Source organism: Actinoplanes sp. NPDC004185 (genome assembly GCF_053603475.1).
Genome location: NZ_JBSGFR010000048.1, coordinates 43,271 through 64,925 on the forward strand (window position 1 = coordinate 43,271; position 21,655 = coordinate 64,925).

Here is a 21,655-nt window from a genome sequence, read left to right on the forward strand (position 1 = left end):
CTCCGATCCTCGCTCAGCTGATCCGGCGGCGGTAGGTGCGCATCGCCAGGGCCACGGTCACGACCAGGATGCCGGTGCACCAGGCCAGGGCCGTCCAGATGCCGGAGCCCACCGGCTGCTCGGTGAACAGCGCCCGGAGCGTGTTGACGATCGAGGTCACCGGCTGGTGCTCGGCGAAGGCGCGTACCGGGCCCGGCATGGACTCGGTGGGCACGAAGGCCGAGCTGATGAACGGCAGGAAGATCAGCGGGTAGGCGAACCCGCTGGCGCCGTCCACGGAGCTCGCGGTGAGGCCGGGGATCACGGCGAGCCAGGTCAGCGCCAGGGTGAACAGCACGAGGATGCCGGCGACCGCCAGCCAGCCCAGCACACCCGTACCCGAGCGGAAGCCCATCACCAGGGCGACCAGCAGGACCACCACGAGCGAGACCAGGTTGGCCACCAGCGAGGTCAGGACGTGGGCCCACAGCACGGACGCCCGGGCGATCGGCATCGACTGGAACCGCTCGAAGATGCCGCTCTGCAGGTCCAGGAACAACCGGTACGCGGTGTAGGAGATGCCCGAGGCGATCGTGATGATCAGGATGCCGGGCACCAGGTAGTTCACGTACGAGGCGGTGCCGGTCCGGATCGCGCCGCCGAGGACGTAGACGAACAGCAGCAGCATGGCGATCGGCGTGATCACCGTGGTGATGATCGTGTCGGGGCTGCGCACGATGTGGCGCAGCGAACGGCCCAGCAGGACGGCGGTGTCGCCGAGGAAATGCTTGTTCATCGCTGCTCGCCCTTCGTGGCGGTGCCGACCAGAGTGAGGAAGACGTCCTCGAGCGTGGGCTGCTTCTCGACGTACTCGACCTCGGCCGGCGGCAGCAGCCGCTTGAGCTCGTCGAGCGTGCCGTCCACGATGATCCGGCCCTCGTGCAGGATCGCGATCCGGTCGGCGAGCTGCTCGGCCTCGTCGAGGTACTGGGTGGTGAGCAGCACGGTCGTGCCGCCCTCGGCGAGCTCGCGGACGGCCTGCCACACCTCGAGGCGGGCCTGCGGGTCCAGCCCGGTGGTCGGCTCGTCGAGGAAGATCACCGGCGGATCCCCGATCAGGCTCATCGCGATGTCCAGCCGGCGGCGCATGCCCCCGGAGTACGTGCCCACCCGCCGGGCGCCCGCCTCGGTCAGCGAGAACCGGCTCAGCAGTTCGTCCGCGATCGCGCCCGCGTTCTTCAGATGCCGCAGCCGGGCCACCATGATCAGGTTCTCCCGCCCGGTGAGGATCTCGTCGACCGCCGCGAACTGCCCGGTCAGGCTGATCGACTGACGGACGTCGGCGCCCCGGGTCGCGACGTCGAACCCGTTGACCGTCGCGCTGCCGGCGTCGGCCTTGAGCAGGGTGGAGAGGATCCGCACCACCGTGGTCTTGCCGGCCCCGTTCGAGCCGAGCAGGGCGAAGATGCTGCCCCGGGCCACGTCCAGGTCCACGCCGCGCAGCACGCGCAGCTCCTTGTACGACTTCTCCAGGCCCCGCAGCTGGATCGCGGGTTCGTCCATGGGTGAGGTGCTCATGGCACCCAGCGTCCAGGGTTGACGCAGCGTCAGGGTCAAGCGTCTCGGCGATCAGGCCCGCAGATAGGCCAGGACGGCCAGTACCCGGCGGTTGGTGTCCTCGGCCGGCGGCAGGTCCAGTTTGGCCAGGATGCTGCCCACGTGCTTGCCGACGGCCGCCTCGGTCACGAACAGCCGGGCCGCTATCGCCGAGTTCGAGTGGCCCTCGGCGACCAGCCCAAGCACCTCCCGCTCGCGGGGGGACAGTGCGGCCAGCGGATCCTTGGGCCGGCGCAGCAACCGGCGGACGACCTCGGGATCGACCACCGTGCCGCCGCCGACCACCGTCCGCAGCGAGGTGGCGAATTCCTGCACGTCGACGATGCGGTCCTTGAGCAGGTAACCGACCCGCCGGCCGTCGCCGGTGTCCAGCAGCGCGGCCGCATACTCCTCCTGCACGTACTGGCTCAGCACGACGACCGCCAGGCCCGGCTGCTCCCGGCGCAGGGTGACCGCCGCCTGCAGGCCCTCGTCGGTGAAGGTCGGTGGCATCCGGATGTCGGTGATCACCAGGTCGGGCCGGTGCTCGGCGGCCGCCGCGAGCAGCGCGGGGCCGTCACCGACCGCCGCCACCACCGCGCAGCCGAAGCGGGACAGCACCCCGACCAGGCCCTCGCGCAGCAGCACACCGTCCTCGGCCAGCACCACCCGGATCAGCTCTGCCACGGAAGCTCCACCCGGACCAGGGTAGGGCCACCCGCGGGACTGGCCAGCAGCAGGCGGCCGCCGACAGCGGCCACCCGGTCCGCGAGCCCGGTCAGCCCGGTGCCGTGCGCCGGGTCGGCGCCACCGTGCCCGTCGTCGCGTACCTCCAGGACCAGCATGTCGCCCGCCTGCGCGAGCAGCAGGTCGGCGCGGCTCGCCGCGGCGTGCTTCACCACGTTGGCCAGGGCTTCCGAGGCCGCGAAGTAGGCAGTGCTCTCCAGGTGCGGGGCCGGGCGTCGCAGACCCTCCGCGACCGTCACCGTCACCGGCAGCGGCGAGCGGACGGTCAGCTCCCGTAGCGCCGCGGGCAGACCCAGATCGGCCAGCGACTGCGGCCGGATGCCGTGGATCAGCTCCCGCAGCACCACCATCAGCTCCTTGGCCTCGTCGTGCGCCTGCGCCAGCGGCGCCGCGGCCGGCGAGTCCGCGGGCACGTCCAGCCGGGCCATGCCCAGCTGCAGGGTGAGGCTGGTGAGCCGGTGCTGGGCCCCGTCGTGCAGATCCCGCTCGATGCGCCGCCGCTCCGCCTCGAACGCGTCCACCAGCCGGGCCCGCGACTGCGCCACCGCCCGCAACGCGGTGCCGTCCCGGTCGCCGAGCAGTGCCCGCGCCGTGGCGGCCTGACCGGCGGCGATCAGACCGAGCAGGTAGATCAGGACCGGGATCAGCAGCAGGCCGACGATCGAGAGCGGGATCGCCTGACCGAGGGTGCTGACCGTGAACACCCCGAACTGCCAGTTGTCCGTGCCGGACGCGGCGAACAGCGGGCTCACCAGGAAGGCGAAATCGATCAGGGCGAGGAAGGCGTACATGCCGTAGACGACCGGGACGATCAGGCCCAGGAAGGCGCCGTAGAGGACCTCCCGCCAGGTGGCCGCCTCGGTGTAGCGGATCCGCAGCCAGCTGATCGGGTCCGTGCGCAGCGGCCGGTGGGCCGACTGCACGGGCCGCTGGTCGATCAGGGCCAGCCGGCCGCGCTCGACGGCGGCGAGCGGGATCGCGACCAGCGGGCCCGCCCCGGCGAACATCGCCAGCGCGCTGACCATCACGAACAACAGCGGGCCGTCGATCACCCGGCCGTCGTTGAACCGCAGCCCGGCGACCAGCCAGGGCAGGATGAGCGTGCCGAGCCCGGCGCCGACGACACCGGCGAGCGGCAGGGTGGTCAGTCCGTAGAGGATCGCGCGCCACGGGCCCGACGAGAGCAGGTAGCGACGGCTGCGGAGGGCTTGCCAGGGATTCTCGATTGTTGACACAGCGTCACGGTAATGACCGGCGCGGGGTCGATCCCAGCCGTCCACGGCTACACCGCAGGTATGCCTGGCCCTACCAGGTGCCGGCCCGGCGGGCCCGCCACGGCCGTCCGTCCGGGTCATAGATGAGCCTGTACGCCGGGACGGCCCACACCCGCTGCCACCAGGGCAGGCGCTCGGTCTCATGGGGCACCAGCCGGCCCGGGGGACGCGGGCCCCGCGCACCGTTGGCATGCCACTCCCGCAACGCGTCGGCGGCGGCGCTGATCGTGCGCACCGCGTCGTCCGGGTCGATCAGCCCCTCGTCGTCGGTAAGGTCCAGGTGCTCCCGCATGAGGGCGAGCCGCAGGTCACGCGCGTACTTGCGGGCGCCCTCACCGTGACCGGCCGGATCCAGCGGCTCCCGCTCGTCGCGGGTGTTGTCCAGCACCGCGCACGACAGCTCACTGTCGTGGGTCCACGAGCGACGGTTGAAGTTGTCACTGCCCGTGCTGGCCCAGACGTCGTCGACCACGCAGACCTTGGCGTGCACGTAGACCGGGGTGCCCGCGTGGTTCTCCGCGTCGAAGACGTGCACCCGGTCCGGGGCGGCCCGGCGGCAGAGCTCGATGGCCTCCTCGCGGCCGACCTGGTTGGGCGGCAGGGCGAACCGGCCGTCCACGTCCGGGTGCCGGGGCACGACCGCGACCAGGTGCAGATTCTCATTGTCGTTGAGCGCGTCCGCGAAGAGCTGGGCGACCTCCTTGGACCACAGGTACTGGTCCTCGAGGTAGATCAGCCGGCGGGCCCGTTTGATGGCTTTCGTGTACCCCCGGGCGATGCTCTGCTCACCCAGCCGGGCGAAGCCGTAGGGCGGGCGCATCGCCGGATAGGTGCGCAACACCTGGATGTCGTACGGACCGCACTCCGGTGGATCCGGCGGCTGCGGCGGGAGCTCGTCGGCGTGCAGGTCGGCGCCGCGCAGCTTGTCCTCGAGCGTGGAGATCGGGCCGTGCTGGTCCAGCGGCACCTTGTCGGTCCAGCGCTCGCGGAAGGTGAGATCCAGGGCGCCGACCACCGGGCCGCGCAGGGCGAGCTGCACGTCGTGCCAGGGCGGGTTCTTGCCGTACGCGCCGGCCATCGCGATCGGCTGCGGGTCACCGTGGTGGTCGGCGTCGTCGCGCCGGCTGTGGCACAGGTCGATGCCACCGGCGAAGGCGATGTCACGCTCCGGCTCGCCGGGGTGACGGATGATCACCAGCTTCTGGTGGTGCGAGCCGCCGCGGCGGACCCGCTGGTCGAGCAGCACCTCGCCGCCCGCGGCCGCGATGTCGTCACCGAGGCTGCGGTTCTCCTCCTCGCTGTACGCCAGCTTGTCGGCGTGCGAGCGCCAGAGCAGGCCCTTGACCACGACACCGCGCTTGGCGGCAGCGGCGAACAGCTCGGCGATGGTCGGCCCCTCGTCGCGCATCCGCTCGTCCGGGTCACCCCGCCAGTCGGTGAAGAACAGGTGGTCGCCTTCGCCCAGCGCTTCCACCTCGTTCACCAGCCGGTCGAAATACGTTCTTCCGTGGATGAGCGGTTCGGCGGTGTTTCCGGAGCACCAGGTGGGTATGTCGGAGTCCGGGTTGCCACGCTCGTCCGCGGTCAGGAACCAGTCCTCCAGTGGCACGGGGCAGCCCTTCCGAGGTCGACGACGCCCTCACCGTAGGCCCCTTGACGGCCGAACGCACGCTGAAGCACGCGTCCCCCTGTGAGATGGGAAACTCCATGACCACTGAACCCCTGACCTCGACCGCCACCCCGGCCGACGCGGCCGCCGCCTCGGAGCGCGGCCTGCTCATCGCCATGCTGCTGCTGGTCCTGTGCGGCGTGGGCGCGATGCTGCTGATGTCCTGAGCTGCCGATACCGAACCGTTGCGGCATGTGACGGATTTGGGGCAGCGCTCGCTGGCGCCCCTGCCCCATACTCGTCGGCATGACGGGGGATCCGGGGTACAGCAGCGCAGTCATCGAGGTCCCGCAGGCAGAGGCGGCAGCAGGGACCAGCAGGACCGTCTGGTCGCCGACGCACGGCCCGCTCAACGTGGTGGTGCCTCCCGGCACCGTCGACGGGGCGGTCGTCTGGGTGCAGAGCCCGACCGCCGGCAACGTCGCCGTGACCATCCGGGTGTCGTCACCGTTCCCGCCCCCGCAGCCCTACCCGGGTGCTCCCGCGGCCGGGCCGGGTTACCCGCCGCCGCCGGGCCAGCCCACCCCGGGCCAGCCCTACCCGGGACAGCCGGGCCAGCCCTACCCGGGCCAGCCGCATCCCGGCCAGCCGTTCCCCGGTCAGTCGTTCCCGGGTCAGCCGTTCCCCGGCCAGCCCCAGCCCTTCCCCGGCCAGCCCCAGGCTTTCGCCGGGCCGCCGCAGGCCGCGCCGCGTAACAACAAGCGCAACGCCGTGATCGGCGGCAGCCTCGTCGTGCTGCTCGCCCTGGGCTGCTGCGGCATCGTCCGCGTCTTCAGCGGGGACGACGACGACAGCCCGCAGGCTGGCAACCGCAACGGCGTGGCCGCGACCGCCGGCAGCAGCGGCCCCAAAGCCACCGCCCCGCTCGCCCCGGCGCAGTACGCCCAGGTGCTGGCGGCCTCCGACACGGCGATCGGCACCAGCTTCCGCAAGCTCAACACCGCCGACAGCGCGGCCTTCGCCAAGGCGGCGCCGGCGGCCGTGACCACGATCCGCGCCGAGGCCGACAAGCTGCGCGCCGTCCAGCCACCCGCCGCCGCGGTGGCCGCGCACGGCCAGCTGGCCCTCGAGCTGCAGAGCCTCGGCGACATGGTCGACGAGTCGGCCTCGGCCAAGCAGGAGTGCCCGGCCGCCTCCCCGTGGGCGACGGTCCTGCAGTCCGGCTGGGCCGACGGCATCCGCGAGGACGCGAAGAAGCTGGCGGCCGCCGACCCGGCGTTCAAGTTCGGCACGTTCCTGCCGGCGGCGCCCAAGGAGAGCAAGCGCCGCCTCAAGAACGGCACCTTCATCACCCGTAAGAGCACCGGCGGCTCCGGCCACCTGAAGATCAAGAACGGCGCGGACGACACCACGGTCAGCCTGGTCCCGGTCAAGGGCAAGAAGCCCAAGCCGGTCCTGACGGTGTACGTCCGGGGCGGCGGCACCTTCACCGCGAAGGGCGTGCGCGACGGCACGTACCGCGTCTACACGGCGTCGGGCGAGGACTGGGACAAGGGCCGGAAGGGGTTCACCCGGGACTGCTCGTTCAGCAAGTTCGACGACACGTTCAAGTTCAGCACGACGTCGTTCTCGGCCTCGATCTGGACGATCACCCTGACCCCGGTGATCGGCGGTAACGCCTCGACCAGCGACGTCGACCCGAAGTCCTTCCCGAACTGACCCGCGCTGCCGTCCGCGTCAGCTCAGCTGCGGCTTTCGGTCAGCCGGTCGGTGCGGTTGCCGGGGCGGGCCGTCCACGGCCAGGCCGAGGCCGGCTTCGCGGGCGTCGATGAGCTCGTCCCAGTGCTCGCGGGCCCAGGCGCAGGCGGCGTTCATCGGCTCCAGCAGGCTGACACCCAGCGGGGTCAGGGCATAGCCGTGACCCTCGGCGCGGCGGACGAGGCCGTCGCGTTCGAGGCCGCGCAGCGAGCGGGTGAGGGTCCGTGCGGTGACGCCGGGCAGCGGCATCCGCAGCTCCGAGAAGCGTCGCGGCCCGCCCTCCAGGCAGCGGAGGATCATGCCCGCCCACTTGTCCCCGAAGCGGATCGGGGTGAGGGTCGTCGGGCAGACCGGATCGAACATGTCCGGCTCCAGCGGCGCACGCATCCGTCCACCGTAACGGCTGGTGCGGTATCCCGGGGGATACCGGAACGCCCTTCGTATCCGGGCGGATACCGGCGGGCGGCATAGCGTCCCGGCATGAGCAGAATCGTGATCTTCGGGGCGGGCGGCCGGGCCGGGCGTACCGCTGTGGCCGAGGCCCTGACGCGCGGCCATGACGTGACCGCGGTCGTCCGGGACGTCTCCCGCTATCAGGGCCCGCCGGATGCGCGGGTCGTCGCGGGCGACGTGCTGGACGCCGCGGCCCAGGCCGGCGGCGCCGACGCGGTGATCAGCGCGGTCTTTCAGAGCGGTCCCGACTTCTTCGTACGGGCGGCGAAGTCCTTGTCCACCGCCGGGGCGGGCCGAATCGTCGTGGTCGGCCTGGCCAGCGTGCTGCCCACCGCCGACGGCACCTTGTTGATGGACACCGACGGCTACCCGCAGGAGTGGCGTGACTTCTACCTCGCCCATGCGGCCGGGGTCGCCACCCTCGACGGGGACTGGGTGGTGGTCAGCCCGGCCGGCGATTTCGACCACGGCGGTCCGCGCCTCGGCGGCTACCGGGTGCTGCCCGCGGACGCCGGGTCACGGATCTCCTACGCCGACCTGGCGATCGCCCTGATCGACGAGATCGAGCACCCTCACCACCACCATGTCCACGTAGGACTGGCTGGGCAGGTGCCCGACCTGATCTGAGAGTGGCGGCCACCCGTTAACGTGCGCGGAATGCAGGATCTGGGCACCGTGACCTGGCCGCCTGAGCCGATCAGAACCGAGAGGCTCACGCTCCGGGAGAGCGCGACCCGGGACCGTACGGCCTTCGTCGAGCTGCTCGCCTCGTCCGAGGTGCACACCTATCTCGGTGGCCCCCGGCCGCGGGCCGAGCTTGAGCGCGACCTGCCCCCAGCCCCCGAGCGGTGGCCCGGCAGCTTCGTCGTTGACCTCGACGGCTCGATGATCGGCCAGGTGCTGCTCCGGAGAGCCACAGGCCATCGCCGCCCGGCCGCCGTGGGAAAGGTCGATCTCGGCTACCTGCTCCTGCCGCGGGCTTGGGGCTTCGGCTACGCCTTCGAGGCGTGCGCGGCGGCACTGGGCTGGCTGGCCGCCGCGCTCCCCGGTGAACCGGTGGTGCTCACCACCCAGACCGCGAATGTCGCCTCCATGCGGCTCGCCGCCCGGCTGGGGTTCGCCGAGGTGGAGCGGTTCGAGGCCTGGGGGGCCGAGCAGTGGCTCGGCGAGTGGTCCCGCCGTACGCCCGCGTTCAGCTGGTGTGCGGCAGGCGCTCCGCCGGGATCACACCCAGGCGGCCCTTCTGGTAGTCCTCGAACGCCTGCATGAGCTCCTCGCGGGTGTTCATGACGAACGGCCCGTAGTGCGCCACCGGCTCGCGGATCGGCCGGCCGCCCATGATGAACAGCTCCATCGCCGGGATGTTGGTGTCCTGGGTCTTGTCCGCGCTGACCCGGATCGAGTCGCCGGCGCCGTGGGACGCCAGCTGGCCGATCTGGATCGGGCGCTGCTCCACGCCGACCGTGCCGCGGCCGGCCAGCACGTAGACCAGCGCGTTGTAGTCCGGCTGCCAGGGCAGGTCGAGCTGGGCGCCCGGCTGCAGGGTGACGTGGGCCAGGTTGATCGGGGTGAACGTCGAGCCGGGGCCGGCGTGCCCGGCCACCTCGCCGGCGATCACGCGGATCAGGCTGCCGCCGTCCGGGGTGGTCAGCAGGGCCGACTCGCGGCCGCGGATGTCCTGGTACTTCGGGGCGATCATCTTGGCCGCGCGGGGCAGGTTGACCCACAGCTGCAGGCCGTGGAAGAGCCCGCCGCTGGTGACCAGCTTCTCCGGCGGGGCCTCGATGTGCAGGATGCCGCCGCCCGCGGTCATCCACTGGGTGTCGCCGTTGGTGATCGTGCCGCCGCCACCGAGGGAGTCCTGGTGGTCCATGGTGCCGTCGATCATGTAGGTGACGGTCTCGAAGCCGCGGTGCGGGTGCCACGGGGTGCCCTTGGGCTCGCCCGGCGCGTAGTCGACCTCGCCCATCTGGTCGAGGTGGATGAACGGGTCGAGCTCGTTCATCGGTACGCCCGCGAAGGCGCGCCGGACCGGGAAGCCCTCGCCCTCGAAGCCGGACGGGGCGGTGGTGAGCCGGCGCACGGGCCGGTAGCTGGTGGTGGCCGGGTCGAGCCGCGGCAGGCGCGGCAGGACCAGGACGTCGTCGACGGTGATCGCTGGCATGATCTTCTCCCTCAGACTGCGACCGGCTGCGTGCGCAGTCGGGGACCCAGGCGTCCGAAGACGCGGGTGATGGTGGCGAGCTCGGCATCGTCGAGGTCGTCGATGAACGTCTCCCGCACAGTGGCGAGATGTAGCGGCGCGGCGGCGGTCAGCGCGGCCATCCCGGCGTCGGTCAGCACGGCCTCCTGGCCGCGGCCGTCGTCGGAGCAGCTCTGCTTCCGGACCAGGCCGCGCTTGACCATCGTGGTGATCTGGTAGGTGCACCGGCTGGGCGAGAAGACCAGACGGCCGGCCAGCTCACCCATCCGCAGCCGGTGCTCCGGCGCCTCGGAGAGCACGACCAGCACGTGGTAGTCCGCCATGCTCAGGCCGGTGCCGGCCCGCAGGTCGTCCTCGAGGCGGTTGTGCAGCGCCCAGCTGCTCTCCACGAAGGCGCGCCAGGCGGCCTGCTGGGTGGCGCTGAGCGGTTCGGTCATGCCTGGAACCATACTCCTTCAAATCTGAAATAACAGGGGTACGGCGGTGTCGATCGTCACTGGCGGCGCAGCAGGAGCAGGGCGGCCAGCAGGGGGAGCGTGATCAGGAAGGCGAGCCGCAGATCCACCACGTCGGCGAGCCGGGCCAGCGCCGCCGGGGCCGCCAGGATCGCCGTACCGGAAGCGAGCGCGCCCAGCGACGCGGCGTGCGCGGCGCTCAGCCGGGGGGTCGCGACCAGCCCGGCCAGGGCCACCGGATAGAGGGTCGCCACGCCCGCGCCGGCCACGACCAGGCCCGCGGTGATCGCGGCCGCGCCACCGGCGACGACGACCACGACCGCGCCCGCCGCGGTGACCGCGGCGCCGATCGGCACCACCGGGATCCGGCGGATCAGGGCGGGGCCGGCCAGCCGGCCCAGCGCCATGCCGATCGGGAAGGCCGTGCCGAGCGCGGCGGCGGTTCCGGGCGCCGGTCCCGCGGCGGCGAGCCGGGCCACGGCCCAGATGGTGAAGCAGAATTCCACCGAGACGGCCAGCACCACGACGCCCCAGCGCCGCGACACCGCGCCGGCCGCGGGCCGGACACCCGGTCGCGGTCCTGATCCGGTCGCGGCCGGGCGGGCGGTCGCGGCGAGAAAGAGCAGCGGAGGTACGACGGCCAGCAGCGCCAGCCGCCCACTGACCACCCCGGTGGCGTTGAGGCCGCCGATCGCTGCCGGGGCGAGGACCGCCGCGGTGCTGGACGCCGCGTTGACCTTGGTGAGCTGCACAGCCGCCTGGGTCCCGGCCAGCAGGGCCGGGGTGACCAGGGCGAACGCCGCCCCGCCGGCGCCCAGCAGCAGAGCTCCGGCGACCGCCACGCCGGGGACGGGGGCGAGCGCGAGCAGCGTCGCGCCGCCCGCTACCGCCAGCGAGCCACCGACCAGGGCCGGACGCGGACTGCTCCGCAACAGCAGCGGTCCGGCCGGGGCCATCGCGAGCAGGCCGAAGCCGAAGGTGGCGGGCAGCCAGGCCAGCGCCTCCGGGGCCACGCCGAAGTCACCGGCCAGCAGCACGAGACACGCGCCGAGGGCGGTGATCGCGTAGCCGAGCGCTGCCTGCGCGATGCCGGCCTGCCTGACATTGCTGTCCATGCGACGACTTCCTGACTGGCTCGGCCGATGCGGCCACCGGCGCGCGGGCTGGGCCGGGCCGGGCCGGGTCGGACGGTGGATTGCCGGCCGGGCGGCGACGCCGGGTCGGCGTGCGGTGTGCTGGCCGGGCGGCGGCGCCTGGTCGGGTGTGCGGTTTGCCGGCTGGGCGGCGGCTTGGTCGGAGTGCGGTTCGCTGGCCGGGCGGCGGCCTGGTCAGGCGTGCGCTTTGCCGGCGGCGGCCAGGAGCTGGGTCAGGGCGCCCAGGTCGGCGATGGGCAGGTCGCCGTCGACACCCTTGAGGGTGGCCACCTGAGCACCGGCGGCCCGGCCCGCGGTGACCCCGACCTCCGCGTCCTCGACCACCAGGCAGTGCTCCGGCGCGACGCCCAGCAGCTCGGCGGCGCGCAGGTAGCCCTCCGGGTCCGGCTTGCCGGCCCGGACGTCCTCGACCGTGACCAGCAGCGGCGCCGCGATGCCGGCCGCGCCCAGCCGGGCCTTGGCCAGCCGGACGTCTGCGCTGGTCACGATGGCCCACGGCAGTCGCAGCGCCGCCAGCAGCCTATGCGCGCCGGGTGTGGCCACGACGTCGGACAGGTCGTCGTACTGCAGGGCCAGCTGGCGGGCCGCGGCCTCGGCGACGCCGGTCCCGGTGAGGTCCGGGCGGACCAGCCGGACCGTACGCTCGGCCGGGGCGCCGTGCGCGACAGCCAGGACAGCAGCCGGGTCCACGGCGTACTCGTCGGCCCACACCCGCCAGGCGCGTTCGACGGCCGCGTCGGAATCGACCAGGGTGCCGTCCATGTCGAAGAGCACCGCCTCGATGATGGTCAGGTCCACGCCGTCCTCCATTATCCTCGTCGTACGAGCATAAGGTGGTGAACCCCCGCCATGGCAAGTCCCGTCCGTCGCCGCGCCCAGGAGACCCGCTGGCACACGGCGTCCCAGGTGCTCGCCTGGCTGCGGCTGCATCCCGGTGCCACCCGCGCCGCCCTGGCCCACGATCTGCAGCTCACCAGCGGTCTGGCCACCGAGCTCACCGGCCGGATGCGGGCGCTGAGCCTGCTCGCCGAGACGCCCGCGCCGCCGCAGGGCCGGGGCCGGCCGACCACCGTGCTCGGCGCCCATCCCGCCGGTCCGGTCGTGCTGGCGATCGACCTCCGCATGGCCGACTGGCGGCACGCGGTCGCCGGCGTCGACGGGCAGCTGCGCGACGTCACCGGCTCCCGGCACGTCAGCCGGGACCCGGAGACCGTGCTCGCCGACATCCGCCGGGTGATCGACGCTGTGCTGGACCGCTACGGGCACCGGCTGCGCGCGGTCGCCCTCGCCGTCGCCGGGTCGATCCACGACGGCCGGCTCGCCCAGTCCGCGACGCTGGGCTGGCGGGACGTCGACCTGACCGCGCTCACCGCCGGCGGCACCGTCCCGCTGCTGCCCGGCAACGACGCCACGCTCGCCGGGCTGGCCGAGGCCCGCACCGGGGCCGCGGTGGGGGCACGGGCGGCGTTGCACCTGATGGTCGAGGTCGGCATCGGCGGGGCGTTCACGGTGGACGGGCAACCATCGACCGGTGCGCACGGTGCTGCGGGTGAGTACGGCCATCAGCCGTACGGGAACCGGTCCTTGCCCTGTCCGTGCGGGGCGCGCGGCTGCTGGGATCTCGAGATCGACGGCCGCGCCCTGGCCCGGCACCTCGGCGTGCCCGCCCCGGCCGACCCCCGCGGGTTCGCCCGGCAGGTCCTGGACCGCTCGCCGCGCGACCCCGCCACCCGCCGGGCCCTGGCGGCTGTCGCGGGCGCGCTCGGCGCGGGCATCGGCGGCCTGGTCAACGTGCACGACCCGGACATGGTCACGCTCGGCGGGCTCGCCGCTCCGCTGCGCGCGGCCGCCCCGGACGTCTTCGGCACCGCCTACACGGACGGGCTCATGGCGTTCCACCGTGGACAGCCGCCGCCGGTGGTCGACGCGGTGCACGGCGACGACGGCGCGCTGCACGGCGCGGCGATCCTCGCGCTGGACCACGTCACCAGCGAGCCGGCGCTGGCCGAGTGGTCAGCGGGCCCGCATTGAGAAGGTGATCGGCGTCGGCGCGCCGCCCTCGGCGAACCCGTCCGCGGTCAGCCCGGCGGCGACGAACGCGCCGAGCAGCTCGGCCAGCGGGAAGTGCATCGCGCCGACTTTGTCGCGCACGCCCTGGCTGGTCCAGGAGTCCCGGCTGTAGCCGCGCTCGCGGTAGCCGGGGCGGATGACGGTGGCGGCCGGGTCGGCGCGGTCGGCGAACGCGCCGCAGAAGCACGGGTGCACGCCGACGTGCACGAAGACGCCGCCGGGCGCGAGCACCCGGCGGACCTCGTGCAGCACGGCCGGGTAGCCGGGCATGTCGGTGTGCACCATCATCGCGATGACCGCGGGCACCGAGGCGTCGGCGAACGGCAGCCGGGTGGCGTCACCCCGCGCCACCGGGAGCCGGCCGGCGGCGTGCCGCAGCATCCCGGCGGAAAGATCCACACCGATGGGCGTACGGCCCAGCCGGCGGACCGCCGCCGCGTACACGCCCGTGCCGCAGCCGATCTCCAGGCAGAGACCCGTGCCCGGGCCGAGCAGCTCGCGCAGCGCGTCGTGCACGCCCAGCGGATCGTCCACACCGGACTGGGGGCGGATGAACTCGGACTCGTACCAGTCGGCGATCTCGTCGTAGGCGGCGCGCGTCATCACCCCATTCAGCCAGCCGCCGGGACGGCCGGTCCAGGCCTTACGCGCTGCGCTGAACGCGGGCACCGGGCGATAATCGCGCGATGGAGCTCAGCACCGCGCGGCTGCTGCTGCGCCCGTTCCGCGCCGACGACCACGCGGCGCTGCATGTGATCGCCGGCGACCCGCAGGTCGTGCGGTGGATGGACTGGGGTCCGAACACGCCGGAGGAGACCGGCGTCTTCCTCACGTACGCCCTGGCGTCGGAGACCGAGACGCCGCGCCGGACCTGGAAGTTCGCGGTGGTCCGCCGGGCGGACCGGGCGCTCATCGGCTCGGCCGAGCTGCACATCGAGAGCCCGGAGCACCGGCGCGGCACGATGGGCTATCTGATCGCCCCGGCGGCCCAGGGCCAGGGGTACGCGACCGAGGCGGCCCGCGCGGTCCTCGACTTCGGCCTGGCCGGCGGTGGCCTGCACCGGATCACCGCGACCTGCGACCCGGAGAACGCCGGCTCGGTCCGGGTGCTGGAGAAGATCGGCATGACCCGCGAAGGCCACCTGCGCGACCACTTCCTGATCCGCGGCGCGTGGCGCGACCGGCTGCTCTACGCCCGGCTGGGTCAGCTGCGGTAGTAGACCCGCAGCTCGTAGCCGTCGCGCTTCTGATGCCAGCCCAGGTCGTCGACGGCGACGACCTCCGGGCGGCCGGCCAGCCAGTTCGCCGCCATGCCGAGCGCGTCGGCCGGCGTCGCGCCGGTGAAAACCCGCCGCCGGGCGAGATCGTCGTTGTGCGCCGGCGCGTGCCGCGGGTAGGTCGGCGCCGTCATCATCGGCTCCGGACCGGTGACCACCGCGGTCGCCCCGACCGCCTCACCGTTGATCACCCCCTGCACGAACCAGTCGTTGATCGACTCGTCGTGCTCGACGGTCCACCCGCTGACCGGCCCGATATCGGCGGCGATGGCCTGCTTGGCGTTGTCCAGCGCGGCGTCCAGGGTGGTGAGCTCGAGATCCTCGCCGTTGTACTCGACCCGATAGTTCACGTTTCCTCCGCGCGTCGACCAGACGATCAGGCGGTGTCTCTACCCAGGCGGGCGCTCTTTCAGTCGGAGACCTCGGCCGGTGCCGGAGTCGGGTTCGCGCAGTGTCGTTGCCTGCGGATGCGATGTGTGCTCTGGTGGCAGTCCGGGCCGCCGGTCGAACCGGTGGCGGGTCGCCGGGAGGTGGGGTCATGGCCGGTTCGAATGTGCACCGACCGGGACCGGGCTGCCGGGTGGCCGGATGAGCGGCTGCGCGACGTCCACCTCCACGTTGCTCTCCTGCGGCCGGGGAGCGCCGGTCGGTTGCTCCGGCGGGTGGAGGGCGGCCACCGGGAACGCACCGGAGCCGATGAGCTCCGGGCCGATGCCGCCCTGCCCGCCGTACCGTGCTGTCCGGCCGTCGCCCACCCGCTGGCCCGGTGTGCCCGGGCCTCCCGGGTCGCGATGGTGAGCCGTCAGGCCGCCTGGTTCTTCAGGGAGCGGGTGACCTCCTCGCGGAGCCGTTCCTGGTCCACGCCGGCCCCGGCCAGGATCTGCACCGCCAGTCCCTGACCCTCGCGCAGGATGCCCAGCATGATGTGCTCGGGCGCGATGAAGTTGTGCTTCAGCCGGAGCGCCTCGCGCAGCGAGAGCTCGAGCACCTTCTTGCTCCGCGGCGAGAACGGGATGTGCCCGCTGGTGCGGGTGCGCGGACGGGCGCGGCGCAGCAGACCGCGGCGCTTCGGGGCCATGGCCAGCGGCAGCCGCAGCGCGCCGGGGCCGAAGTTCTCCTCGATCGCCCGGCGGACCGCCTCCAGGTCGATGCCGATCGCCTTCAGGGCCGCCGCGTCCTCCGCGTCGGTGTCGCTGACCGGGACGCTCGGCTCGGGGCCGGGCCCCACCAGCCGCTGGACCTCGGCCCGGACGAACCGGGCGTCGACCCCCTTGGTGGTCAGCGCGCCGGCCGCGGCGACCGGGCCGGTGGCGTCCGCGAGCAGGGCGATCAGCACATGCTGGGTGCCGATCGGGCTCTGCCGCAGCTCCCGGGCCTCCGCCTGGGCCCGCATCACGGCGTCGCGTGCGGCATGGGTGAATCGCTCGAACATCTCAGCCCTCCCGTGGATCCTGCATGGGCACGCGCCCGGCGTGCTTCTTGTGAACGCCCTGGCGGGTCACCTCGAGGGCGTCCGCGATCTCCTGCCAGGACCAGCCCTTGCGTCGCGCGTTGGCCACCTGGAGGTGCTCCAGGCCCTCCAGGAGGCGGCGCAGCGCCACGACCGCCCGCAGGCCGACCCGAGGATCGGTGCTGCCGGCGGCGGCGGCGAGATCGGTTGCTTCGGTCATGCTGTCAACTTACGTTGACACACCGCCTCTGTCAACTCCGGTTGACAATCAGAGCACAGAGAAGGCGCCGGGCGGACTGCCCGGCGCCTGTCTGGTGGCGGTGACCTACTGGCCGCGGCCGGTCTTCTCCTGGAGCTCGTCGATGCGCTGGGACGCCTCGGCCTTCGTCAGCTCCTCCGGCACGTCCTCGTGGGCCTCGGAGGCCAACGTGTGCAGGTACGACTGCTGGGCGCCGGTCGCCGGTTCGTCTCCGGTGGTCCAGTCGGCCGGATCCTTGATCGTGTTCGACGTCGGATCCTGGTCGGTATTCGCCATGGCCTTGCCTCCTCGAAATCTCGAACAGGCGTGCTACTACCCCCCGAATGTCAACTCCATGCCTGCCGTGGGGGTGAACGACATGCTGAGCTCCACCGGCAGGGCCGCCGGGGCCGCCACCGCGAACGGCACACCCCACGGGTCCAGCAGCTCGGCGTAGCTGCCGAAGCCCATGTCGGTCGGGCCGGAGATGACGTCACCGCCGAGATCGCGGCACGCCCGCATGGTCGCCGAACAGTCGGCCACCTGGAACGCCGCGCGCCACCAGCTGCCGCCGCGGCTCGGGGCCAGGCCGGCCATCGCGTCGTGGGCCGTGGTGATCCACTCGCCGCGGGTGCCGTCGCTGCCGTACTCGTCGCGCAGCAGCCAGCCGAACGCCTGGCCGTAGAACCGGGCCGCGGCCTCCGCGTCGTCGGTGAGCAGCTCCGGGAAGGTCATCGTGCCCGGCTCGCCGCCGACCTGGGCGCCGGTGAAGCCCGCGCTCTCCCAGAGGCCCAGCAGGGCGCCGGCCGGGTCGGCGATCAGCGCCGAGCGTCCGCCGCGGGCCTCGACCGGCTCGCTGACCAGCCGGCCGCCGGCCTCGCGGACCCGGGTGATCGACGCTTCGAGATTGTGCTCGGTCAGGTAGGTGAGCCAGCCGGCGGGCCGGTCGGCGCGGGCGCGGGTCAGCCCGGCCGCGGCCCGGCCACCGAGCTTGAAGCGGTCACCGGCCGGTTCCCAGCCGAACAGCCCGGCGTAGAAGTCCGCCGCGCGGGCCGGATCAGCACTCGCCAGTTCGACCCAGCAGGGTGTCGCCGGCGCAAAGCCCCGAATACGCATCGGCCGCACCTTTCCTGTCGTTCCATCGTGGAATCTCAGCCCGGGGGGAGATGCCGATCACCTTACAGCCATGAATACGCTCTGCCACTACGCCCGGGTTCAATGTCCTAAAAGAACTACGACTTCGCGGCAGGCAGATTACTCATAGTTACGGTGATTACTGAGCGTGGCGCTCCTCGGGCGTCCGGGACCGCTCGTTGTATCGGTCCAGAAGCCGCATCACGGGCGTGACCGCCACGCCGTGCAACACCACGCTCACGACCACGACGAAGGCCACTGTCGCCCATACGACATCCACGGCGGGGAACGTGGCGTGGGTCATCGCGTACGCGAGATAGTAGAACGAGCCGATGCCGCGGATGCCGAACGCCGCGATGACCGCGTGCTCGGCGGTGTGCCCCGGCGCCCCGCGCAGCGACAGGAAGCCGGCCACCGGCCGGATCACGAGGATCAGGGCCAGCCCGGCCAGGGCGGCGGGCCAGGTGAGCGGGCCGAGCAGGCCACCGACCACGGCGCCGCCGAGGAGCAGGAGCAACAGTACGGTGAGCAGCCGCTCGATCTGCTCCGCGAAGTCGTGCAGCACCTGGTGGTACTCGTGCGACCGTTGCGCCGAGCGGATCCCCCGGGCGGCGACGAAGACAGCCAGGAAGCCGTAGCCACCGGCGACCTCGACGAGCCCGTAGGCCAGGAACGTCGCGGCCAGCGCCAGGAAACCCTCGGCGTGGTGGGCCAGCCGCAGGTTGCGGTTGCGGGCCCGGAAGAAGAGCCGGCCCAGGGACCTGCCGATGACCAGGCCACCGGCCACACCGATGAGGATCTTGTAGAACACGTCCTTGAGGGCCCACTCGCCGAGCCAGTCCTCCCCGGTCACGGCGACCGTGGCCAGCGCGATGGCCGCGTACACGAAGGGGAAGGCCAGCCCGTCGTTGAGGCCCGCTTCCGAGGTCAGCGCGAACCGCACCTCGTCCTCGGAATCCTCCTCGTCGGTCGGCTCGCCGACCTGGACGTCCGCGGCCAGCACCGGGTCGGTCGGGGCCAGGGCTGCGCCGAGCAGCAGCGCGGTGGCCGGCACCAGTCCGGCCCACCACCAGCCGGCCAGGGCGACCGCCGCGATGGTGACGGGCATCGCGACGGCCAGCAGCCGCCACGTCGACGACCACCGGCGCCCGGTCAGCGGCCGGTCGATCTTGAGGCCGGCGCCCATCAGGGCGACGATGACGCACACCTCGGTGAGATGCTCGGTGAGCTTCGGATGGGCGAGCGGGTCGGCCGCCGGCAGCCCGAGCGGGAGGGCGAAGACCACCATCCCGAGGGCCAGGAAGACGATCGGCATGGACAGGGGACGGCGTTCGAGGACCCGAGGCAGGATTCCGGCCAGCAGGGCGCCCACACCGAGCAGGGCGAAGAGGAGGTCGGACAGCTGCACCGCTCTGCACTGCCCGTAGCGCGGGCAAAACATGCCGTCGCCGGGGTGATTGTCGGCACCGCGCCGGGGTATGCGGCCGCCATGACTGGCAGAGACGTGAACCATCCGCGGGTGGCGGTGGTGACCGGGTCCGAGTCCGGCATCGGCCGGGCGGTGGCGGTCGCCCTGGCCGCGGACGGCTACGACGTGGGCATCACCAGCCACCGCGACGCCGGGCAGGCGCAGCGCACGGCCGACGAGGTCCGCAAGGCCGGCCGCCGCGCCGAGATCCGCGACCTCGACCTGACCCGGCTCCCGCAGGCGGCGGACGTCATCGACGAGCTGGCGGACGCGCTCGGCGGCCTCGGCGTGCTGGTCAACTGCGCCGGCACCGGCACGACGACCCCGGTGCTGGACACCGATTGGGACGAATGGCGCCAGGTGCTCGCGGTCGACCTCGACGGGCCGTTCCTGTGCGCCCAGCGGGCCGGCCGCCGGATGGTGCAGGCGGGCCGCGGCGGCCGCATCATCAACATCACCAGCGTGCACGAGACAGCGCCACGGGTCGGTGCGGGAGCGTACTGCGCGGCCAAGGGCGGCCTGGGCCTGCTGACCCGGGTCCTGGCCCTGGAGCTGGCGGAACACGGCATCACGGTGAACTCGGTGGCGCCGGGGGAGATCGCCACCCCGATGACGGGTCAGGAGGACGTCGATCCGACCGGGGTCGACCGGCCCGGCGTGCCGCTGGGCCGGCCGGGCGATGCCCGCGAGGTGGCGGCGGTGGTGGCCTTCCTGGCCGGGCCGGACGTGACGTACGTGACCGGGGCCTCGTGGCCGGTCGACGGCGGGATGCTGAACATGGGGCCGCAGGCCGGCTCCCACCTGACCAGCGACGACTGGCGCCGGCCGTAGCGCGGAGCCGTGGGTCCCGGACCGGTCCGTCGACCGGGCGGGCGGGTCCGGGCGGTCCCGCGTGGGACGATGACGGCGACCGGAGCGGCGGGCGGAGAACGCGATGACGAATTCCGAACAGCGGCGGCTGCGCCGCAGCGCGGCCCAGCACGGCATCGCGGTCGTGGTGTTCGCGATGCTCGCCCTGTCCGGCGTCGGCGCCGCCGGCCCGGGCCGGTACGGGATGGCCGTGCCCTTCCTCGTGATCGGTGTCGCCGGCTCAGCCGGCGCCGCGGCCCTCGCCGTGGCCGTGTGGCGACTGCAGCGCGTTCCGGCCGGCGCGGGAATTCGCCCCGCCACGAACGCGGCGGCGCAGCGGACCGTCCGCCTCGCGATGGCTGCCGCCGCCTTGGTAGCCCTGATCGCCGGGGTGCTGCTGGCGCCGCAGGGCATGGATCGGGACTTCGTCATCTCGGTGGCGGCCGGGCTGGCCGTCGCGTTGGCGTTGTTCTCGCTGTTCGCGGGGGACCGCTCGCGGACCACGGAACCCCGCGCGTGACTGCGCTGAGCTATGCCTGCTTCGGCAGCTCGGCGATCGGCGAGTTCTCCAGGTCCCGCAGCAGCTCCGCCGGGTCCTTGTAGGTCGCGACGGCACCGGCCCTCTTCAGCTCCGCCGCGCTGGTGCCGCCGCAGGCCAGGCCGATGCACGGGATGTCGAGCTTCGCCGCCGCCTTGACGTCCCAGACCGCGTCCCCGACGAAGACCGACTGCCGGCGGTCGACCCCCGACTGGTCCAGCGCCGCCTCGAGGATGTCCGGCGCCGGCTTGCTCTGCTTCGCGTCCGACGACGAGGTTGCCGCTGTGATCGCTTCCTCGGCGTCGATGACCTTGCGGAGGATGTTCAGTTCCGCCTCCTTGGCGGACGAGGCCAGAACGACGGCCAGGCCTCGTCCGGCGCAGGCGCGCAGCAGGTCCCCGGCGCCGGGCAGTGGACGCAGACGCTCCCACCAGGCGCCGTAGAGGATGTCGTGCGCGGTGGTCATCTGGTCGTCCGCGCCCTTGTCCCGGTCGGTGCCGAGCAGATGGTCGATGATCTTGTCCGAGCCCATGCCGATGCCGCGGTGGATCTCCGCCATCGGCACGTCGTGGTCGAACTGGCGCAACGCCTCCCACCATGCCACCGCGTGCAGGTACGTGGTGTCGACCAAGGTGCCGTCGACGTCGAAGAGGACCCCGGATTTCGCTGTCATACCCGGGCGTTTACCCCGTGCGGCGCCGGCAAACTCCGACAGGCGGGATCAGCGCGGCGGGATCAGCATCTCGAACCAGACCGTGGAGCCGCGCACCGTCGGGTCCGTGCCCCAGGTGTCGCTCAGCTCCTCGATCAGACCCAGCCCCCGGCCCCGGCTGCTCAGGGCGTCCGTCCGGGCCCGGGTCACGCTGCCGCGCGTGCCCGTGTCGGCCACCGACACCAGCAGGCGCTCCGCACTCAGGTCGATGTGCACCTGGGCCGGGGTGCCCGCGTGCAGCAGCGCGTTGGTGGTCAGCTCGCTGGTGCACAGGATGGCCGCACCGATCACCGGCTCCGGCACCGACCACTCCCGCAGCCGGGTCGACATCCACTGCCGCACCCGGCTCGGACCGGTCGGCTCGGCCGGGACCAGCATCGTGGCCGAACGGCTCAGCGTCACCGCCCGTTCCACGGCCAGCACCGCCACGTCGTCGTCGGTGCTGCCCGACACGGCCGCCGTCGCCAGCGAGCACAGGTTGCGCGGGTCACCACTGGTCGCCCCGGCCGCGGCGGCCACCAGGTCGGCCAGGCCCGCGCTCAGCGGCCGGTCCCGGCGCTCCACGACGCCGTCGCTGAACATCAGGATCGAGTCGCCCGGCTCCAGCTGCAGCACCGTCGTCCGCCAGTGGCCGCCCAGCCCGAGCGGCGCGCCCGGCGGCACCTGGACGAGCTCGGCGCCGGCCGGGCCG

27 protein-coding genes are annotated in these 21,655 nt (G+C 73.0%); 8 read left to right on the forward strand and 19 right to left on the reverse strand.

Going from position 1 to position 21,655, the window contains the following annotated elements:
• Window positions 1-13: 13 nt before the first annotated feature.
• The 5 genes from ACWEOZ_RS35770 to ACWEOZ_RS35790 form a co-directional block, all read right to left on the reverse strand.
• Window positions 14-775 carry an ABC transporter permease gene (locus tag ACWEOZ_RS35770; protein ID WP_451915092.1) on the reverse strand — a complete coding sequence of 254 codons (762 nt, stop codon included), beginning with the start codon at window positions 773-775 and terminating at the stop codon, window positions 14-16.
• Complete coding sequence (locus tag ACWEOZ_RS35775) at window positions 772-1,557, reverse strand: ABC transporter ATP-binding protein (protein ID WP_451915093.1); 786 nt, start codon at window positions 1,555-1,557, stop codon at window positions 772-774. The genes ACWEOZ_RS35770 and ACWEOZ_RS35775 overlap by 4 nt, the downstream gene beginning before the upstream one ends.
• Before the next feature lie 51 nt (window positions 1,558-1,608).
• Complete coding sequence (locus ACWEOZ_RS35780) at window positions 1,609-2,262, reverse strand: response regulator (protein ID WP_451915094.1); 654 nt, start codon at window positions 2,260-2,262, stop codon at window positions 1,609-1,611.
• Window positions 2,250-3,557: a sensor histidine kinase gene (locus tag ACWEOZ_RS35785; protein WP_451915095.1), complete on the reverse strand. Its 1,308-nt coding sequence runs from the start codon at window positions 3,555-3,557 to the stop codon at window positions 2,250-2,252. Before ACWEOZ_RS35785 ends, ACWEOZ_RS35780 begins: the two co-directional genes overlap by 13 nt.
• A 70-nt stretch (window positions 3,558-3,627) precedes the next feature.
• Window positions 3,628-5,205, reverse strand: coding sequence for a phospholipase D family protein (locus ACWEOZ_RS35790; RefSeq protein WP_451915096.1), 1,578 nt, complete (start codon window positions 5,203-5,205; stop codon window positions 3,628-3,630).
• A gap of 98 nt (window positions 5,206-5,303) precedes the next feature.
• Between ACWEOZ_RS35790 and ACWEOZ_RS35795 the strand changes: the two genes are divergently transcribed.
• Window positions 5,304-5,432 carry a hypothetical protein gene (locus ACWEOZ_RS35795; RefSeq protein ID WP_281421014.1) on the forward strand — a complete coding sequence of 43 codons (129 nt, stop codon included), beginning with the start codon at window positions 5,304-5,306 and terminating at the stop codon, window positions 5,430-5,432.
• Window positions 5,433-5,511: 79 nt separating this feature from the next.
• Window positions 5,512-6,924 (forward strand): hypothetical protein, encoded by a 1,413-nt coding sequence (locus ACWEOZ_RS35800; RefSeq protein ID WP_451915097.1) that lies wholly within the window; start codon window positions 5,512-5,514, stop codon window positions 6,922-6,924.
• An 18-nt stretch (window positions 6,925-6,942) separates the two neighbouring features.
• Here the strand turns inward: ACWEOZ_RS35800 and ACWEOZ_RS35805 are convergent, their stop codons facing one another.
• Window positions 6,943-7,350, reverse strand: a complete 408-nt coding sequence (locus ACWEOZ_RS35805) for a winged helix-turn-helix transcriptional regulator (protein WP_451915098.1) — start codon at window positions 7,348-7,350, stop codon at window positions 6,943-6,945.
• Window positions 7,351-7,443: 93 nt separating this feature from the next.
• Here ACWEOZ_RS35805 and ACWEOZ_RS35810 point away from each other — a divergent pair, with 93 nt between their 5' ends.
• Together ACWEOZ_RS35810 and ACWEOZ_RS35815 are read left to right on the forward strand one after the other, a co-directional pair.
• Window positions 7,444-8,043 carry an NAD(P)-dependent oxidoreductase gene (locus tag ACWEOZ_RS35810; RefSeq protein WP_451915099.1) on the forward strand — a complete coding sequence of 200 codons (600 nt, stop codon included), beginning with the start codon at window positions 7,444-7,446 and terminating at the stop codon, window positions 8,041-8,043.
• A gap of 30 nt (window positions 8,044-8,073) precedes the next feature.
• Window positions 8,074-8,685 carry a GNAT family N-acetyltransferase gene (locus ACWEOZ_RS35815; RefSeq protein WP_451915100.1) on the forward strand — a complete coding sequence of 204 codons (612 nt, stop codon included), beginning with the start codon at window positions 8,074-8,076 and terminating at the stop codon, window positions 8,683-8,685.
• Here the strand turns inward: ACWEOZ_RS35815 and ACWEOZ_RS35820 are convergent.
• The 4 genes from ACWEOZ_RS35820 to ACWEOZ_RS35835 form a co-directional block, all read right to left on the reverse strand.
• Window positions 8,609-9,580: a pirin family protein gene (locus ACWEOZ_RS35820; protein WP_451915101.1), complete on the reverse strand. Its 972-nt coding sequence runs from the start codon at window positions 9,578-9,580 to the stop codon at window positions 8,609-8,611. The genes ACWEOZ_RS35815 and ACWEOZ_RS35820 overlap by 77 nt on opposite strands.
• An 11-nt stretch (window positions 9,581-9,591) precedes the next feature.
• A complete protein-coding gene (locus ACWEOZ_RS35825) occupies window positions 9,592-10,056 on the reverse strand; it encodes a MarR family transcriptional regulator (RefSeq protein ID WP_433720165.1) in 465 nt (154 codons plus the stop codon).
• A gap of 56 nt (window positions 10,057-10,112) precedes the next feature.
• On the reverse strand, window positions 10,113-11,189 hold the full coding sequence (locus ACWEOZ_RS35830; protein WP_451915102.1) for a hypothetical protein: 1,077 nt from the start codon (window positions 11,187-11,189) through the stop codon (window positions 10,113-10,115).
• 213 nt (window positions 11,190-11,402) lie between these two features.
• Entirely contained in the window at window positions 11,403-12,026 is a 624-nt protein-coding gene (locus ACWEOZ_RS35835; protein ID WP_451915103.1) for an HAD-IA family hydrolase, read from the reverse strand.
• 51 nt (window positions 12,027-12,077) lie between these two features.
• On the opposite strand from ACWEOZ_RS35835, the gene ACWEOZ_RS35840 reads away from it, so the two are divergent.
• On the forward strand, window positions 12,078-13,259 hold the full coding sequence (locus tag ACWEOZ_RS35840) for an ROK family protein (RefSeq protein WP_451915104.1): 1,182 nt from the start codon (window positions 12,078-12,080) through the stop codon (window positions 13,257-13,259).
• Here the strand turns inward: ACWEOZ_RS35840 and ACWEOZ_RS35845 are convergent.
• The gene (locus ACWEOZ_RS35845; RefSeq protein WP_451915105.1) at window positions 13,242-13,901 is read right to left on the reverse strand and encodes a class I SAM-dependent methyltransferase; all 660 of its coding nucleotides are present in this window, start codon (window positions 13,899-13,901) and stop codon (window positions 13,242-13,244) included. The genes ACWEOZ_RS35840 and ACWEOZ_RS35845 overlap by 18 nt on opposite strands.
• Window positions 13,902-13,984: 83 nt before the next feature.
• Between ACWEOZ_RS35845 and ACWEOZ_RS35850 the strand changes: the two genes are divergently transcribed.
• Window positions 13,985-14,515 carry a GNAT family N-acetyltransferase gene (locus ACWEOZ_RS35850; protein WP_451915106.1) on the forward strand — a complete coding sequence of 177 codons (531 nt, stop codon included), beginning with the start codon at window positions 13,985-13,987 and terminating at the stop codon, window positions 14,513-14,515.
• Here the strand turns inward: ACWEOZ_RS35850 and ACWEOZ_RS35855 are convergent.
• The 6 genes from ACWEOZ_RS35855 to ACWEOZ_RS35880 form a co-directional block, all read right to left on the reverse strand.
• On the reverse strand, window positions 14,503-14,925 hold the full coding sequence (locus ACWEOZ_RS35855; protein WP_451915107.1) for a hypothetical protein: 423 nt from the start codon (window positions 14,923-14,925) through the stop codon (window positions 14,503-14,505). The two genes, ACWEOZ_RS35850 and ACWEOZ_RS35855, sit on opposite strands and share 13 nt — an antisense overlap.
• Window positions 14,926-15,377: 452 nt before the next feature.
• Window positions 15,378-16,007 carry a Clp protease N-terminal domain-containing protein gene (locus tag ACWEOZ_RS35860; RefSeq protein WP_451915108.1) on the reverse strand — a complete coding sequence of 210 codons (630 nt, stop codon included), beginning with the start codon at window positions 16,005-16,007 and terminating at the stop codon, window positions 15,378-15,380.
• A gap of 1 nt (window position 16,008) precedes the next feature.
• Window positions 16,009-16,245, reverse strand: a complete 237-nt coding sequence (locus tag ACWEOZ_RS35865; RefSeq protein ID WP_451915109.1) for a helix-turn-helix domain-containing protein — start codon at window positions 16,243-16,245, stop codon at window positions 16,009-16,011.
• A gap of 105 nt (window positions 16,246-16,350) precedes the next feature.
• Complete coding sequence (locus tag ACWEOZ_RS35870; RefSeq protein ID WP_451915110.1) at window positions 16,351-16,560, reverse strand: DUF3072 domain-containing protein; 210 nt, start codon at window positions 16,558-16,560, stop codon at window positions 16,351-16,353.
• A gap of 36 nt (window positions 16,561-16,596) precedes the next feature.
• Window positions 16,597-17,379 (reverse strand): VOC family protein, encoded by a 783-nt coding sequence (locus tag ACWEOZ_RS35875; RefSeq protein ID WP_451915111.1) that lies wholly within the window; start codon window positions 17,377-17,379, stop codon window positions 16,597-16,599.
• Window positions 17,380-17,536: 157 nt separating this feature from the next.
• On the reverse strand, window positions 17,537-18,838 hold the full coding sequence (locus ACWEOZ_RS35880; RefSeq protein ID WP_451915112.1) for a cation:proton antiporter: 1,302 nt from the start codon (window positions 18,836-18,838) through the stop codon (window positions 17,537-17,539).
• A 48-nt stretch (window positions 18,839-18,886) separates the two neighbouring features.
• Between ACWEOZ_RS35880 and ACWEOZ_RS35885 the strand changes: the two genes are divergently transcribed.
• A complete protein-coding gene (locus ACWEOZ_RS35885; protein WP_451915113.1) occupies window positions 18,887-19,696 on the forward strand; it encodes an SDR family oxidoreductase in 810 nt (269 codons plus the stop codon).
• A gap of 103 nt (window positions 19,697-19,799) precedes the next feature.
• Entirely contained in the window at window positions 19,800-20,234 is a 435-nt protein-coding gene (locus tag ACWEOZ_RS35890) for a hypothetical protein (protein ID WP_451915114.1), read from the forward strand.
• A 10-nt stretch (window positions 20,235-20,244) separates the two neighbouring features.
• Here ACWEOZ_RS35890 and ACWEOZ_RS35895 read toward each other — a convergent pair whose 3' ends face one another.
• A complete protein-coding gene (locus ACWEOZ_RS35895; RefSeq protein ID WP_451915115.1) occupies window positions 20,245-20,925 on the reverse strand; it encodes an HAD family hydrolase in 681 nt (226 codons plus the stop codon).
• A gap of 48 nt (window positions 20,926-20,973) precedes the next feature.
• A partial coding sequence (locus ACWEOZ_RS35900) for a SpoIIE family protein phosphatase (RefSeq protein ID WP_451915116.1) occupies window positions 20,974-21,655 on the reverse strand: 682 nt, incomplete at its 5' end.

Excerpts from the sequence above, each read along its gene's own strand:
- ACWEOZ_RS35770 (WP_451915092.1), bottom strand. The coding sequence starts at position 775 with ATGAACAAGCATTTCCTCGGCGACACCGCCGTCCTGCTGGGCCGTTCG.
- ACWEOZ_RS35775 (WP_451915093.1), bottom strand. The coding sequence starts at position 1,557 with ATGAGCACCTCACCCATGGACGAACCCGCGATCCAGCTGCGGGGCCTG.
- ACWEOZ_RS35795 (WP_281421014.1), top strand. The coding sequence starts at position 5,304 with ATGACCACTGAACCCCTGACCTCGACCGCCACCCCGGCCGACGCGGCC.
- ACWEOZ_RS35800 (WP_451915097.1), top strand. The coding sequence starts at position 5,512 with ATGACGGGGGATCCGGGGTACAGCAGCGCAGTCATCGAGGTCCCGCAG.
- ACWEOZ_RS35805 (WP_451915098.1), bottom strand. The coding sequence starts at position 7,350 with ATGCGTGCGCCGCTGGAGCCGGACATGTTCGATCCGGTCTGCCCGACG.
- ACWEOZ_RS35810 (WP_451915099.1), top strand. The coding sequence starts at position 7,444 with ATGAGCAGAATCGTGATCTTCGGGGCGGGCGGCCGGGCCGGGCGTACC.
- ACWEOZ_RS35815 (WP_451915100.1), top strand. The coding sequence starts at position 8,074 with ATGCAGGATCTGGGCACCGTGACCTGGCCGCCTGAGCCGATCAGAACC.
- ACWEOZ_RS35820 (WP_451915101.1), bottom strand. The coding sequence starts at position 9,580 with ATGCCAGCGATCACCGTCGACGACGTCCTGGTCCTGCCGCGCCTGCCG.
- ACWEOZ_RS35825 (WP_433720165.1), bottom strand. The coding sequence starts at position 10,056 with ATGACCGAACCGCTCAGCGCCACCCAGCAGGCCGCCTGGCGCGCCTTC.
- ACWEOZ_RS35830 (WP_451915102.1), bottom strand. The coding sequence starts at position 11,189 with ATGGACAGCAATGTCAGGCAGGCCGGCATCGCGCAGGCAGCGCTCGGC.
- ACWEOZ_RS35840 (WP_451915104.1), top strand. The coding sequence starts at position 12,078 with ATGGCAAGTCCCGTCCGTCGCCGCGCCCAGGAGACCCGCTGGCACACG.
- ACWEOZ_RS35845 (WP_451915105.1), bottom strand. The coding sequence starts at position 13,901 with ATGACGCGCGCCGCCTACGACGAGATCGCCGACTGGTACGAGTCCGAG.
- ACWEOZ_RS35850 (WP_451915106.1), top strand. The coding sequence starts at position 13,985 with ATGGAGCTCAGCACCGCGCGGCTGCTGCTGCGCCCGTTCCGCGCCGAC.
- ACWEOZ_RS35860 (WP_451915108.1), bottom strand. The coding sequence starts at position 16,007 with ATGTTCGAGCGATTCACCCATGCCGCACGCGACGCCGTGATGCGGGCC.
- ACWEOZ_RS35865 (WP_451915109.1), bottom strand. The coding sequence starts at position 16,245 with ATGACCGAAGCAACCGATCTCGCCGCCGCCGCCGGCAGCACCGATCCT.
- ACWEOZ_RS35870 (WP_451915110.1), bottom strand. The coding sequence starts at position 16,560 with ATGGCGAATACCGACCAGGATCCGACGTCGAACACGATCAAGGATCCG.
- ACWEOZ_RS35875 (WP_451915111.1), bottom strand. The coding sequence starts at position 17,379 with ATGCGTATTCGGGGCTTTGCGCCGGCGACACCCTGCTGGGTCGAACTG.
- ACWEOZ_RS35880 (WP_451915112.1), bottom strand. The coding sequence starts at position 18,838 with ATGTTTTGCCCGCGCTACGGGCAGTGCAGAGCGGTGCAGCTGTCCGAC.
- ACWEOZ_RS35885 (WP_451915113.1), top strand. The coding sequence starts at position 18,887 with ATGACTGGCAGAGACGTGAACCATCCGCGGGTGGCGGTGGTGACCGGG.
- ACWEOZ_RS35890 (WP_451915114.1), top strand. The coding sequence starts at position 19,800 with ATGACGAATTCCGAACAGCGGCGGCTGCGCCGCAGCGCGGCCCAGCAC.
- ACWEOZ_RS35895 (WP_451915115.1), bottom strand. The coding sequence starts at position 20,925 with ATGACAGCGAAATCCGGGGTCCTCTTCGACGTCGACGGCACCTTGGTC.